This window comes from Curvibacter sp. GW821-FHT01G03 (assembly GCF_059422285.1).
In genome coordinates this window covers 203,876-216,447 of the sequence record NZ_JBWKWP010000002.1, presented here as the reverse complement: position 1 = coordinate 216,447, position 12,572 = coordinate 203,876, and the positions used below count along the sequence as shown (strand labels likewise).

13 protein-coding genes are annotated in these 12,572 nt (G+C 64.4%); 8 read left to right on the top strand and 5 right to left on the bottom strand.

Going from position 1 to position 12,572, the window contains the following annotated elements:
• Positions 1 to 15: 15 nt before the first annotated feature.
• From truA to chrA, 6 genes are all read left to right on the top strand, one after another.
• Complete coding sequence (gene truA, locus AC07VS_RS03180; protein ID WP_494750279.1) at positions 16 to 849, top strand: tRNA pseudouridine(38-40) synthase TruA; 834 nt, start codon at positions 16 to 18, stop codon at positions 847 to 849.
• Positions 846 to 1,571 (top strand): phosphoribosylanthranilate isomerase, encoded by a 726-nt coding sequence (locus tag AC07VS_RS03175; protein ID WP_494750211.1) that lies wholly within the window; start codon positions 846 to 848, stop codon positions 1,569 to 1,571. Before truA ends, AC07VS_RS03175 begins: the two co-directional genes overlap by 4 nt.
• Positions 1,549 to 2,832 carry a tryptophan synthase subunit beta gene (trpB, locus tag AC07VS_RS03170; RefSeq protein ID WP_492346816.1) on the top strand — a complete coding sequence of 428 codons (1,284 nt, stop codon included), beginning with the start codon at positions 1,549 to 1,551 and terminating at the stop codon, positions 2,830 to 2,832. The genes AC07VS_RS03175 and trpB overlap by 23 nt, the downstream gene beginning before the upstream one ends.
• On the top strand, positions 2,829 to 3,647 hold the full coding sequence (gene trpA, locus AC07VS_RS03165) for a tryptophan synthase subunit alpha (protein WP_492346815.1): 819 nt from the start codon (positions 2,829 to 2,831) through the stop codon (positions 3,645 to 3,647). The genes trpB and trpA overlap by 4 nt, the downstream gene beginning before the upstream one ends.
• 28 nt (positions 3,648 to 3,675) lie before the next feature.
• Positions 3,676 to 4,548 carry an acetyl-CoA carboxylase, carboxyltransferase subunit beta gene (accD, locus tag AC07VS_RS03160; protein WP_019575003.1) on the top strand — a complete coding sequence of 291 codons (873 nt, stop codon included), beginning with the start codon at positions 3,676 to 3,678 and terminating at the stop codon, positions 4,546 to 4,548.
• Between the two features lie 66 nt (positions 4,549 to 4,614).
• Positions 4,615 to 5,961, top strand: a complete 1,347-nt coding sequence (chrA, locus tag AC07VS_RS03155; protein ID WP_494656368.1) for a chromate efflux transporter — start codon at positions 4,615 to 4,617, stop codon at positions 5,959 to 5,961.
• 12 nt (positions 5,962 to 5,973) lie between these two features.
• Here the strand turns inward: chrA and AC07VS_RS03150 are convergent, their stop codons facing one another.
• Positions 5,974 to 6,528 carry a YggT family protein gene (locus AC07VS_RS03150; protein WP_492346813.1) on the bottom strand — a complete coding sequence of 185 codons (555 nt, stop codon included), beginning with the start codon at positions 6,526 to 6,528 and terminating at the stop codon, positions 5,974 to 5,976.
• 227 nt (positions 6,529 to 6,755) lie between these two features.
• On the opposite strand from AC07VS_RS03150, the gene lysS reads away from it, so the two are divergent.
• Complete coding sequence (gene lysS / locus AC07VS_RS03145) at positions 6,756 to 8,291, top strand: lysine--tRNA ligase (RefSeq protein ID WP_492346812.1); 1,536 nt, start codon at positions 6,756 to 6,758, stop codon at positions 8,289 to 8,291.
• 137 nt (positions 8,292 to 8,428) lie between these two features.
• Entirely contained in the window at positions 8,429 to 9,424 is a 996-nt protein-coding gene (locus tag AC07VS_RS03140) for a GGDEF domain-containing response regulator (protein WP_492346811.1), read from the top strand.
• 54 nt (positions 9,425 to 9,478) lie between these two features.
• Here the strand turns inward: AC07VS_RS03140 and nagZ are convergent, their stop codons facing one another.
• The 4 genes from nagZ to recO are packed head-to-tail and all read right to left on the bottom strand — an operon-like array spanning position 9,479 to position 12,570.
• Positions 9,479 to 10,561: a beta-N-acetylhexosaminidase gene (gene nagZ, locus AC07VS_RS03135; protein WP_494750210.1), complete on the bottom strand. Its 1,083-nt coding sequence runs from the start codon at positions 10,559 to 10,561 to the stop codon at positions 9,479 to 9,481.
• Between the two features lie 42 nt (positions 10,562 to 10,603).
• Positions 10,604 to 11,020 carry a holo-ACP synthase gene (gene acpS, locus AC07VS_RS03130; protein ID WP_494656367.1) on the bottom strand — a complete coding sequence of 139 codons (417 nt, stop codon included), beginning with the start codon at positions 11,018 to 11,020 and terminating at the stop codon, positions 10,604 to 10,606.
• Positions 11,021 to 11,035: 15 nt separating this feature from the next.
• Complete coding sequence (locus tag AC07VS_RS03125) at positions 11,036 to 11,809, bottom strand: pyridoxine 5'-phosphate synthase (protein WP_492346808.1); 774 nt, start codon at positions 11,807 to 11,809, stop codon at positions 11,036 to 11,038.
• Positions 11,806 to 12,570: a DNA repair protein RecO gene (recO, locus tag AC07VS_RS03120; protein WP_492346807.1), complete on the bottom strand. Its 765-nt coding sequence runs from the start codon at positions 12,568 to 12,570 to the stop codon at positions 11,806 to 11,808. Before recO ends, AC07VS_RS03125 begins: the two co-directional genes overlap by 4 nt.
• Positions 12,571 to 12,572: the final 2 nt, after the last annotated feature.

Below are 12,572 nucleotides of genomic sequence, written 5' to 3'. Positions count from 1 at the left end.
GAACCCAGGCCCCCCGTGCGCATGGCCCTGGGTTTGAGCTACCAGGGCCGTGCCTACGCGGGTTGGCAAAGCCAGCCCACGGTGCCCACCGTACAAGACGCACTGGAAAAAGCACTGGCTCGCTTCGTTGACGCCCCCATCGTCACGCTGTGCGCCGGTCGCACGGATGCGGGTGTGCACGGTCTGATGCAGGTGGTGCATTTCGACACGCATGCCGACCGCCCCGACTTCTCCTGGGTGCGTGGCACGAACACCTTCCTGCCTTCGGACATCGCCGTTCAGTGGGCCCGCCATGTGCCGCAAAGCTTCCACTCGCGGGCCTGTGCACTGCGGCGCCGCTATGTCTACGTGGTGCTGCAGTCGCCGGTGCGGCCCAGCCTGGAGGCCGGCGCCGTGGGCTGGGTGTTCCGCAAGCTCGACCACGCCGCGATGGACAAGGCCGCTCAGTTGCTGGTGGGTGAGCATGACTTCAGTTCCTTCAGGGCATCTGCCTGCCAGGCGCTGACGCCCATCAAGACGCTGCACCACATCCACATCCACCGCCGACCCGCTCGCGCACTCGAAGATGGCAGCACCGACACCCGCCACAGTTTCGAGCCCTGTTACTGGCGTTTCGAGTTTGAAGGCAATGCCTTTCTGCACCACATGATCCGCAACATCATGGGTTGCCTGCTCATGATCGGCCAGGGTCTCAAGCCCCCGGAGTGGATGGCCCAGGTGCTGGCAGCCCGCTCACGGGATGCAGCGGCCCCCACCTTCTCGCCCGATGGCCTCTACTTCGCGGGACCCATCTATGGGTCGCAATGGGGCTTGCCCGAGCGCACTCCAGCCTATGATTGGCTGCCATGAAGACGATTGCCCTCCCCTCGCACCGCACCCGAATCAAGATCTGCGGCATCACCCGCGAAGAAGACCTGGATGCCGTGGTGGCCGCGGGTGCCGACGCGGTCGGTTTTGTGCTTTACCCCCCCAGCCCACGTTTCGTGAACCCCGCACGTGCGGCCGAACTGGCACGCAGACTGCCGCCTTTCGTGACGCCAGTGCTGCTGTTCGTCAATGCGAGCGCCACCGACGTGCAAGCAGCCTGCGCCCAGATCCCAGGTGCTCTGTTGCAGTTCCATGGCGATGAAAGCCAGGCAGACTGCCTCGCTGCGGCGGGCCCCGCCGGTCGCACCTGGGTCAAAGCGGCGCGAATTCCGCTCGGACCTGAAGCCCAGGCCTTCGACCTCGTAAAATACGCAGCAGATTACTCAGAAGCCAGTGCCATCCTGCTAGACGCCCATGTCGACGGCTACGGTGGCAGCGGCAAAACATTCAATTGGTCACTTCTTCCACCAAACGTCAGCTCTCACCTCGTTTTGTCTGGTGGACTCACGCCTGCAAACGTGACCGATGGCATTTTGCAAGTGCGCCCGCGTTGCCCCACGCTGGCCGTTGATGTGAGTTCGGGTGTCGAGGTGTCCAAGGGCATCAAGTCACCCGAGAAGATCTTCCAGTTCGTCGCCGCCGTGCGCGCCGCCGACGAACAACTTGCAAAGAGTTTTCAACATGTTCGAGTACCACCAACCTGATGCCTCCGGCCATTTCGGCCCCTATGGCGGCAGTTTTGCCAGTGAAACCCTCACCCATGCACTGACCGAGCTGCGCGAGGCCTACGCCAGATACCAGCACGACCCGGATTTCCAGGCCGAATTCCGCTATGAGCTGGCCCACTTTGTGGGTCGCCCTTCGCCGGTTTACCATGCCGCCCGCATGAGCCGCGAAATGGGTGGCGCTCAGATCTTTCTCAAGCGAGAAGACCTGAACCACACCGGGGCCCACAAGGTCAACAACACCATCGGCCAAGCCATGCTGGCCAAACGCATGGGCAAGCCCCGCGTGATTGCCGAGACCGGTGCCGGCCAACACGGCGTGGCCACAGCCACCATCTGCGCCCGCTATGGACTGGAATGCGTGGTGTACATGGGCAGTGAAGACGTCAAGCGCCAAAGCCCCAACGTGTACCGCATGCACCTGCTGGGTGCCAAGGTGGTGCCGGTCGAGTCCGGCAGCAAGACCCTGAAAGACGCGCTCAATGAAGCCATGCGCGACTGGGTCACCAACGTCGAAAACACCTTCTACATCATCGGCACGGTGGCCGGCCCGGCGCCCTACCCGGCCATGGTGCGCGACTTCCAGAGCGTGATCGGCGAGGAATGCCTCACCCAGATGCCCCAGCTGTTCAGGCACCTGAACATGGCCTCGGAACAGCCCGACGCCGTGGTGGCCTGCGTGGGGGGCGGCAGCAATGCCATGGGCATCTTCTACCCCTACATCCCGCATGAAAAAACCCGGCTGATCGGGGTCGAGGCCGCGGGCGAAGGCCTGGACAGCGGCAAGCACTCGGCCTCACTGCAAAAAGGCAGCCCGGGCGTGCTGCACGGCAACCGGACCTACATCCTCCAGGACGACAACGGCCAGATCACCGAAACCCACAGCGTGAGTGCCGGTCTGGACTACCCCGGCGTGGGCCCCGAGCATGCCTACCTGAAGGACATCGGCCGGGCCGAGTACGTGGGTATCACCGACCGCGAGGCGCTTGACGCCTTCCATTACCTGTGCCGCACCGAGGGGATCATCCCGGCTCTGGAGTCCAGCCATGCCGTGGCCTATGCCATGAAACTGGCCAAGACCATGCGTTCCGACCAATCCATCCTGGTCAACCTGTCGGGCCGAGGCGACAAGGACATCGGCACCGTGGCCGACCTGAGCCAGGCCGAGTTCTTCTGCCGCCCCAGCTGCCGCGGCCAATCCGTCAAAGGCGCCGAACAAGTCATGCAGGTGGTGAAATGAGCCGAATCGAAGCAACCCTCCAGGCCCTGAAAGCCCAAGGTCGAAAGGCCCTCATCCCCTACGTGACGGCCGGGTTTCCGCAAGCCGACATCACACCCGACCTGATGCACGCCATGGCAGCCGCCGGGGCCGACATCATCGAGCTGGGGGTTCCGTTCTCGGACCCGATGGCTGATGGCCCGGTGATCCAGCGTGCCGGAGAGAAGGCCCTGACCTTCGGCATCGGCACGGCCCAGGTGCTGGCCATGGTCAAAGCCTTCCGCGAACGCGACAACCGCACGCCCGTCGTGCTGATGGGCTATGCCAACCCGGTCGAGCGCTACGACCAGAAGCACGGCGACAATGCCTTCATCCGCGACGCTGCAGCCGCCGGTGTCGATGGCGTGCTGATCGTCGACTACCCGCCCGAAGAATGCCGCGACTTTGCCAGTCGCCTCAAGGAGGCCGGCCTGGACCTGATCTTCCTGTTGGCCCCGACCAGCACCGATGAACGCATCCAGCAAGTCGCCGAAGTGGCCACGGGCTATGTGTACTACGTGTCGCTCAAAGGCGTGACGGGCGCAGGCCACCTGGACACCGATGCGGTGGAGGCTGCGCTGCCCAAGATCCGCAAGCATGTCAAAATCCCGGTTGGCGTGGGCTTTGGCATCCGTGATGCCCAGACCGCTGTCGCGGTGTCCCGCGTTGCCGATGCCGTGGTCATCGGCAGCAAGATCATCCAGCTGATCGAAGACCTGCCTCGAGAAGAAGCCATTGCCCAGTGCAGCAGCTTCCTCGCCGGCGTCCGATCAGCACTGAACCAAAGCCAGGCCTGAACAAGCCCCTGGCATCAAGGAGAAACGCATGAGCTGGCTCGAAAAACTGCTACCGGCCAAAATCCAACAGACCAACCCCAGCGAGCGCCGCAGCGTGCCCGAAGGGCTGTGGATCAAGTGCCCCAGCTGTGAATCGGTGCTGTACAAGACCGATCTGGAACACAACCAGAACGTGTGCCCCACCTGCGGTCACCACCACCGCATCGGCGCCCGGGCCCGGCTCAATGCCTTCCTCGATGCCGAGGGCCGTTACGAGATCGGCCAGGAGGTGATCCCGGTCGACGCCCTCAAGTTCAAGGACAGCCGCAAGTACCCCGAGCGCCTGAAAGAGGCGCTTGAGAACACCGGCGAAACCGACGCCCTGGTGGTGATCGGCGGCTCGGTGCACAGCATCAACCTGGTCGCGGCCTGCTTTGAATTCGACTTCATGGGCGGCAGCATGGGCTCGGTGGTCGGCGAGCGCTTTGTGCGCGGTGTCGAGACCGCCATCGAGCAAAAAGTGCCCTTCCTGTGCTTCACAGCCACTGGTGGTGCGCGCATGCAAGAGGGCCTGCTGTCCCTGATGCAGATGGCCAAGACCAATGCGGCCCTGACCCGCCTGGCCAAGAAGGGCCTGCCCTACATCAGCGTGCTGACCGACCCGACCATGGGTGGCGTCAGCGCTGGCTTCGCCTTTGTGGGGGACATCGTGATTGCCGAACCCAAGGCCCTGATCGGCTTTGCCGGCCCTCGCGTGATCGAGTCCACCGTGCGGGTGACGCTGCCCGAGGGCTTCCAGCGGGCCGAGTTCCTGCAGTCCAAGGGAGCCGTCGATTTCATCTGCGACCGCCGGGAACTGCGCAAGACCGTGGCCAGCGCACTGGCCATGTTGCAGCGCCAGCCGGCCGACGCCGTGCTCTGAGCCCCTCCCCTCACATCTCCCTCAAAAGGCCTTTTCAAAGGCCTTTTGCTTTGTCAGGCCCAGCCCATGGAATCATCCACCCCGCCCACCTCACCCATCGCCCCCACCTTCTGGCAGGCCCTGCGTTACTGGTTCAAGCTGGGCTGCATCAGCTTCGGCGGGCCAGCCGGGCAGATCGCGATGATGCACGAGGAGCTGGTGGAACGCCGGCGCTGGATTTCAGAGCAGCGCTTTTTGCACGCCCTCAATTACTGCATGCTGCTGCCCGGGCCCGAAGCCCAGCAACTGGCCACCTACATCGGCTGGCTGCTGCACCGGCGTTGGGGCGGTTTGGTGGCGGGGGGGCTGTTCGTGCTGCCCTCGCTGCTGCTGCTGATGGGCTTGTCGTGGTTGTACATGCGCTTTGGCAGCACGCCGGCCGTGGCCGCCGCCCTGTATGGCGTCAAGCCTGCAGTGACCGCCATCGTGCTGGCGGCGGCCCACCGCATCGGGGGGCGCGCCCTCAAGAACACCCCTCTGCGCCTGATCGCGCTGGCGGCCTTCGTGGCCATTTTTGCCCTGAACCTGCCGTTCCCGCTGATCGTCCTGGGCGCTGCCGGGATCGGGTACCTCGGTGGCCGCTGGGCACCGGCCGCCTTCAGCCTGGGGGGCGGCCATGCCAGCGCCCATCAAGCCCGGCACGCCCCCGCCCTGATCGATGATGACACCCCCACCCCGGCCCACGCGCGCTTCAGCTGGGGTGGCTTCGCACGGGTGCTGCTGGCAGGCCTCGGCTTGTGGGCCCTGGCACTGGGCAGCCTCGTGGCCCTGCAAGGCTGGGACGGCCCACTCACACAGATGGCCTGGTTCTTCACCAAGGCCGCCCTGCTGACCTTTGGCGGTGCCTATGCCGTGCTGCCCTACGTCTACCAGGGGGCGGTCGAGCACTTCCACTGGCTGAATGCCACCCAGATGATGGACGGCCTGGCCCTGGGTGAAAGCACACCGGGCCCCCTGATCATGGTGGTGTCCTTTGTGGGTTTTGTGGGCGGCTGGGGGCAATCGCTGTACGGGCCTGAGGCCCTGCTGGCGGCTGGCATGGCCGGTGCAGCCGTGGTGACCTTCTTCACCTTTCTGCCCTCCTTTGTGTTCATCTTCCTGGGAGGGCCTTTCATCGAATCCACCCATGGCAAGCTGCATTTCACGGCGCCGCTGACGGGCATCACGGCCGCCGTGGTGGGCGTGATCCTCAACCTGGCGCTGTTTTTTGCCTGGCATGTGCTGTGGCCCGCTGGCTGGCAGGGGCCGTTTGAATGGCCTGCCGCAGTGATTGGGCTGGCGGCGCTGGCCGCCCTGATCCGCTACAAAGTGGGCGTGATGACCGTGGTCGGGGCGGCCCTGATGGCCGGCCTGGCCTTGCAGTGGCTGCGCTGACTCAGAACCCGATCAAAAGCCCATCAACACCGACGCCTGCACATACCCCAGCACCAGGTTGCCAATGTGCAGCGCCACCAGCAAGGCCAGTGGCGCCAGATCCACCCCACCGACCAACGGAATCACGCGCCGGAACGGGGTCAACAAAGGATCACACAGGCGCTGCAGCACATGGAACATGGGGTTGGGCGACTGCACCCAGGACAGGATGGCAAACACGATGACCAGCCCCGTCATGCCCGTGAGGGCCAGCTTGAGCATGCCGAACACCGCCAGCACCGGCAGACTGACCAGGCTGGCATGACCGCCCAGCAAGGCCCACAGCAGCAAAAATTGCAGCAACTCGATCAACCAGGCGCCCAGCAGGCTGGACACATCCCAGCGCCCGATCGGCGGCACCACCCGGCGCAAAGGCAGCACCAACCAATCGGACAAGGCAAACACCATCCGCCCCACCGGATTGCCGAAGGGCACGCGTTGCAGTTGCATGTACCAGCGCAACAAACAGGCGCCGCCGAACAGGCCGGCCACCACATCCAACAAAAGTGAAGCGATTTGATAAAGCATGATCGGAGCAGAACCTTTGAAGACGTGCAATGCCGCACCCAGCTGATTATCAACGCAGCACAGCGGTGACCTGGCTGCAGCCCTGCAAGCCATGCGCACAAGCGCTGGATCCATCGCTGCGAACGCATCGAATCCGCTTCGATCTGTACCAAGGCACCGGCAAAAAACTAAAATACGCGGTTTGGTCCTTAGAGACCCCCATTTGACCCGTTCAACGAACGCATTCCATGTCTGAAAACCAACACACCGCGCACGCCACCCCCGCCCAGGACGACAACCAGCTGATCGCAGAACGCCGCGAAAAGCTCAAAGCCCTGCGCGAAGCCCAGGCCCGCGGTGAAGGTGTGGCCTTCCCGAACGACTTCAAGCCCGAACACCATGCCGATGCCCTGCATGCGGCCTACGGCCACTCCGAGGCCGAAGACCTGACCGCCCGCCCCGTGACCGTCAGCGTGGCAGGCCGCATGATGCTCAAGCGCGTCATGGGCAAGGCCAGCTTTGCCACGGTGCAGGACGCCACCGGCCGCATTCAGCTTTATGTGACCCGCGATGCCCTTGGCGAAGCGCATTACGGGGCCTTCAAGCACTGGGATCTGGGCGACATCGTGGGCGCCGTGGGCACCCTGTTCAAGACCAAGACTGGCGAACTGTCGATCCATGTGACCCAGTTGCGCCTGCTGACCAAGAGCCTGCGCCCGCTGCCCGACAAGTTCCATGGCATGAGCGACCAAGAGCAGAAGTACCGCCAGCGTTACGTGGACCTGATCACCGACGAGCATGCCCGCAAGCGCTTCGCGGCCCGCAGCAAGGCAGTGAGCGGACTCCGTGAATTCATGGTGCAGCACGGCTTTCTGGAAGTTGAAACCCCCATGCTGCACCCGATCCCGGGTGGCGCCAACGCCAAGCCCTTCGTGACGCACCACAACGCGCTCGACCAGGAGATGTACCTGCGCATCGCGCCCGAGCTTTACCTCAAACGCCTGATCGTAGGTGGGTTCGAGCGCGTCTTCGAGATCAACCGCAACTTCCGCAATGAAGGCATCTCGGTGCGCCACAACCCCGAGTTCACGATGATGGAGTTCTATGCGGCCTACTGGAACTACCAGGACCTGATGAGCTTCACTGAAGCCCTGATCCGCGACGCCGCCCAGAAGTCCGTTGGCACCCTGCAACTGACCTACCAGGGCAAGGCCGTGGACCTGGCCCAGCCCTTCGAACGCCTGACCATCCGTGAGGCCATCCTCAAGCACACCCCCGACGCCCAGGTGGACGACGCGGCCTGGCTGATCCAGAGCCTGAAGAAGATCGGCCTGTCGGAAGAAAAAAACAAGCTCAGCGGCCGCAGCGTGGCCAGCCTGCAGGTCCTGCTGTTCGAGGAAACCGTCGAAGAGAAGCTGTGGCAGCCGACCTTCATCATGGAACACCCGACCGAGATCTCGCCCCTGGCCCGTGCCAATGACCAGCGCCCCGAAGTGACCGAGCGCTTCGAGCTGTACATCACCGGCCGTGAGTTCGGCAATGGTTTCTCCGAGCTCAACGATGCCGAAGACCAGGCCGCACGCTTCCACGCCCAGGTGGCCGCCAAAGACGGTGGCGATGACGAAGCCATGTTCTTCGACCACGACTTTGTGCGAGCCCTCGAATACGGCCTGCCCCCTACCGGCGGCTGCGGCATCGGCATCGACCGTTTCATGATGCTGCTCACCGACAGCCCCAGCATCCGCGACGTGATCCTGTTCCCGGCACTGCGCCGCGAGGCGTGACAGTGGGGGGAGGGAAAGCCCTCCCTTGGTAGGTCAAGACGGTCAAACCAGGGAGAAATGCCGGATTCGACAGTTCAAGTGACCCAAAAGCCCCTTAGCATGGGGCCCTAGATCGAATGCCTGAAGTGAGACCCAACATGCCTCTTTCTTACGGAAGCCCCTTCACGGTTCTGGTGGTCGACGATCAGGAGGCCATTCGCTTGGCGCTGGCGCTGGAGCTCAGACAAGTGGGCGTACAAACCGTGTGGCAGGCCGGCTCTGCCGAGGAAGCACTGGAAGTATTTGCCACCAAGCGCCCTGATCTGGTGCTGCTCGACATCCGCATGCCCGGCCATGATGGTTACTGGACCGCCCAGAAGATCCGCGACAGCGAGCCGGGCAACTGGACACCCATCATCTTTCTATCGGGCATGGACCGCGACGAGGACCTTTGGCGAGGCATCGAGGCGGGCGGCGATGACTACCTGATCAAGCCGGTGACCTCCACCGTGCTGGCTGCCAAGCTGCGGGCCATGCAACGCCTGCTGGGGATGCAGCGCCGCCTGGTGGCAGTGACAGAAGAACTGAACCTCGCCAATCAGAAGCTCAACGAACTGGTCGAGCGCGATCCGCTCACCGGCCTGGTGAACCGCCGCGGCCTGGACAGGCTGCTTTACGCCGAGATCCGGCAGGCCCGACGCGACAGCAAACCCCTGACCTTGATGCTGTGCGACATTGACCACTTCAAGCTCTACAACGACCGCCTGGGGCATGTCGAGGGCGACCAGTGCCTGCAGAAGATCTCGGGCATGCTCAGCACGATCTGCAAGCGGCCCTCAGATGTGGCGGCTCGCTACGGTGGCGAAGAATTCGCCCTGATCCTACCCGACACCCCTAAATCGGGAGCCATGACCTTTGCCCGGGCCTGCGCCAAGATGCTGCGGGGCCTGAAGCTGGCGCACCCCGACTCACCCACCGAACCCTGGGTGACGATATCGGGCGGTATCACCACCTGCCTGCCCGACGAGTCCACCAGCCCGGAAGGCATGCTGATGCGGGCAGACGAGGCACTTTATGCGGCCAAGGCCCAGGGCCGCAACCGCTTCTTCAGCTTCGAGTTCCAGATGGACACGGTGGAGCACCTGCAAAGCTGAGCGTGCCCCGCACAGCCTCAGGGCAGCAGACGTGCGGCCCTGACAGCGCGCCCTTCAGGGCAACAATGCCAGCGCGTTCAGATAGGCCGGCTGCAGCATCAGCTCATCCCAGGCCTGCGGCAGGGTCTCGGGCAGCAAGGCCAGTCGGCGCGACTCACTGTCCTGGCTGGGGTGCCAGAGGCCAGCAGCCCGCGCCGCAGTCAGGCCGTCCAGCAAACCGTCGACCGCACTGCCATCGCCCAGGCTTTGGTTGCACAACAACACCAGATCGCAGCCCGCGTTCAGGGCGGCCGCACCCGCCTCGGTGTAGCTCACCTCCCGGCCATCCAACAGCCGGGCACCAGCCATGCTGAGGTCGTCGCTGAAGATCGCCCCATCAAAGCCCAGTTGACGGCGCAGGATCTCCTGTAGCCAGCGGCTGGAAAAGCCCGCCGGGCGGCGATCCACCTTGGGGTAGATCACATGGGCCGGCATGACGCTGGTGAGCGTGCTCGACAACCAGGGGTAAGGTGCAGCATCGTCGGCCAGGATGGCCTTGAGGCTGCGCTTGTCCACCGGGATCTCGGTGTGTGAATCCGCCTTGACGAAGCCATGGCCGGGGAAGTGCTTGCCGCAATTGGCCATGCCCGCCTGCAGCAGGCCGTGCATCAGGCTCTTGGCCAGCAGGGACACCACACGCGGATCACGATGGAAAGCCCGGTCACCGATCACACCGCTTTCACCCCAATCCAGGTCCAGCACCGGGGTGAAGCTGAAATCGACGCCGCAGGCCCGCAACTCGCTGCCCAGCACATAGCCCACCGCGGTGGCAGCGTTGGTGGCGGCCAGCGCACCGCTGCCTGGGCCGCCCTTGCCGTCCTTCATCCACAGGTCACCCAAGGCGCGCATGGGCGGCAAGTGGGTGAAACCATCCGAGCGGAAACGCTGCACACGCCCCCCTTCGTGATCCACGCAGATCAGCAAGTCGTCGCGCACCGCCTTGATGGCACTGGTGAGCGCCAGCAACTGAGACCGGTTTTGCCAGTTGCGCGAAAACAGGATCACGCCGCCGGTCAACGGGTGGGCCAGGCGGCGACGGTCCGCGGCGCTGAGTTCGGTGCCGGCGACGTCGAGAATCAGAGGGGCATGGTCGGACATGGTGCGGGGTCTTCCAACGGGAAACAGAAAAAGAAATCGGGTTCAGGCCGCAGTGGCGGCGCCAGGTGCGGTGTGCTCCACCACCACAAAGCTGGCGGCGTAATCGGTCTCATCGGTCACGGTGACATGGGCACGCAGCCCGCGGGCTTCAAACCAGGTCTTGAGTTCGCCGTGCAGCACGATCACCGGCTGCCCACTGGGCAGCTTGGCAATCTCGCAGGAACGCCAGGTCATGGGCATGCGCATGCCCATGCCCACGGCCTTGCTGAAGGCCTCCTTGGCCGAGAAACGGGTGGCCAGGTAGCGAACACCACGCTCAGGCCAGCGTTCAGTGCGTTCACGCCAGGTTTGCAGCTCGGCGGGCGCCAGCACACGCTCGGCAAAGCGATCGCCATGCTGGGCCAGGCTGGCCTGGATGCGACGGACGTCGCAAATGTCGGTACCGATGCCGTAGATCATGACAAGACCCGCGACTCAGGCTGGCTGGGCCGCCACGATGCAGCGCAGGTAATCACGCACCGTGGCCTCGTAGCCCAGCTCCAGGGCATCGGCGATCAAGGCGTGTCCGATCGAGACCTCCAACACGCCAGGCACGCCCCGCAGAAAGGCGCTGAGGTTGTCTCGGGACAGATCGTGGCCGGCATTGAGCCCCAGGCCAACCGCCAGTGCAGCCTTCGCCGTGTCGGCAAACTGCGCCAGCACGCGGGCTTCATCAGGGGTGCCATGGGCACGCGCCCAGGTCTCGGTGTAGAGCTCGACACGGTCCGCGCCAAGGGCGCGTGCGGCCGCCATGGCTTCCGGAATCGGGTCCATGAACAAGCTGACCCGAACGCCGAGGGCGTGGGCTTCGTCAATCAGCGGTTTGAGGCGGCCGGCATCCTGAGGGAAGCTCCAGCCATGGTCGCTGGTGAACTGACCTTCGGTATCGGGCACAAACGTGGCCTGGTGCGGCCGGAACTGGCGCACAGAGTCCATCAGGTTGTGGAAGGGATTGCCTTCGATGTTGAACTCTGCCGCCGGCCACTGCTTGAGCAAGGCCGCCAAGTCGCCCACATCATCCGCGCGGATGTGGCGCTCATCAGGACGGGGGTGCACGGTGATGCCGGCTGCACCGGCCTGCAAACAAAGCGTTGCCGCCCGGGTGACGCTGGGGATGCCCAGGTGTCGGGTGTTGCGCACCAGTGCCACCTTGTTGAGGTTGACCGACAGGGCGGTGAGCGGATGCAGGGAGGAGGTCGCAGCGTTCATAGGTTTTGCAGGTCGATCATGAGTTGCCGGGTGCGCAAGGTGCGCGAACCGCAATGGTAGTGGAGCAAGGCCCGCAGTTGGTGCTTGAGCTCGGCCGTGCCATCTGCGCTGGCGCGCAAGGTGGCCGCCAGTGGCGCGGGCTCATCGAGGGCCCGCTGCAGTCCGATCCACCAGGCACCGGGCAGACCGCCACGCTCCTGAGGTCCGGCTTCGCGCAGCCCCCCCTCGGCCACCAGCACGTAAAGCCTTTGGGCGCTCAAGGGGGCCAGCGTAGCGGTTTGCTGGTCCAGCGCAGGCAGCAGGCCCAGGTCGCGCAGCAGCACCAGCTCAAACGCCCGCAGCACGGGCTGCAAGGCATCGCCATGTTCACTGGCCAGCACACGCACCACCGCGGCATAGGCATCGAACAGGCCCGGATGCGGGTCGTCACGCGCCAGCAGACGCATCAACAGCTCGTTGAGGTAGTAGCCTGACAACAAGGCATCGCCGGTGGGCATGATGTGCCCGCCCACCCAATCAGCCGCTTTGAGGGTGTGGATTTCGGCCTGCGGATCCGGTGTCAGGCTGTAGCCCAGGCGCAGTGGCTGCAGCGGCAACAGCACGGGCCGGAAATTGGAGGTGGGCTTCTTGGCACCCTTGGCCACCAAGGCCTGGCGGCCGTGGTGCCGGGTCATGACCTCAAGGATCAGGCTGGACTCACTCCAGTCGTAGCGGTGCAGAACGAAGGCGGGTTCGTCCGCAATGCGCTTCGGGGGCGCCACGG

Bases quoted from the DNA above. Each gene is read 5' to 3' on its own strand.
- AC07VS_RS03175 (WP_494750211.1), top strand. From the start codon at position 846: ATGAAGACGATTGCCCTCCCCTCGCACCGCACCCGAATCAAGATCTGC.
- lysS (WP_492346812.1), top strand. From the start codon at position 6,756: ATGTCTGAAAACCAACACACCGCGCACGCCACCCCCGCCCAGGACGAC.
- trpA (WP_492346815.1), top strand. From the start codon at position 2,829: ATGAGCCGAATCGAAGCAACCCTCCAGGCCCTGAAAGCCCAAGGTCGA.
- AC07VS_RS03125 (WP_492346808.1), bottom strand. From the start codon at position 11,809: ATGAACGCTGCGACCTCCTCCCTGCATCCGCTCACCGCCCTGTCGGTC.
- trpB (WP_492346816.1), top strand. From the start codon at position 1,549: ATGTTCGAGTACCACCAACCTGATGCCTCCGGCCATTTCGGCCCCTAT.
- chrA (WP_494656368.1), top strand. From the start codon at position 4,615: ATGGAATCATCCACCCCGCCCACCTCACCCATCGCCCCCACCTTCTGG.
- nagZ (WP_494750210.1), bottom strand. From the start codon at position 10,561: ATGTCCGACCATGCCCCTCTGATTCTCGACGTCGCCGGCACCGAACTC.
- AC07VS_RS03140 (WP_492346811.1), top strand. From the start codon at position 8,429: ATGCCTCTTTCTTACGGAAGCCCCTTCACGGTTCTGGTGGTCGACGAT.
- accD (WP_019575003.1), top strand. From the start codon at position 3,676: ATGAGCTGGCTCGAAAAACTGCTACCGGCCAAAATCCAACAGACCAAC.
- AC07VS_RS03150 (WP_492346813.1), bottom strand. From the start codon at position 6,528: ATGCTTTATCAAATCGCTTCACTTTTGTTGGATGTGGTGGCCGGCCTG.
- acpS (WP_494656367.1), bottom strand. From the start codon at position 11,020: ATGATCTACGGCATCGGTACCGACATTTGCGACGTCCGTCGCATCCAG.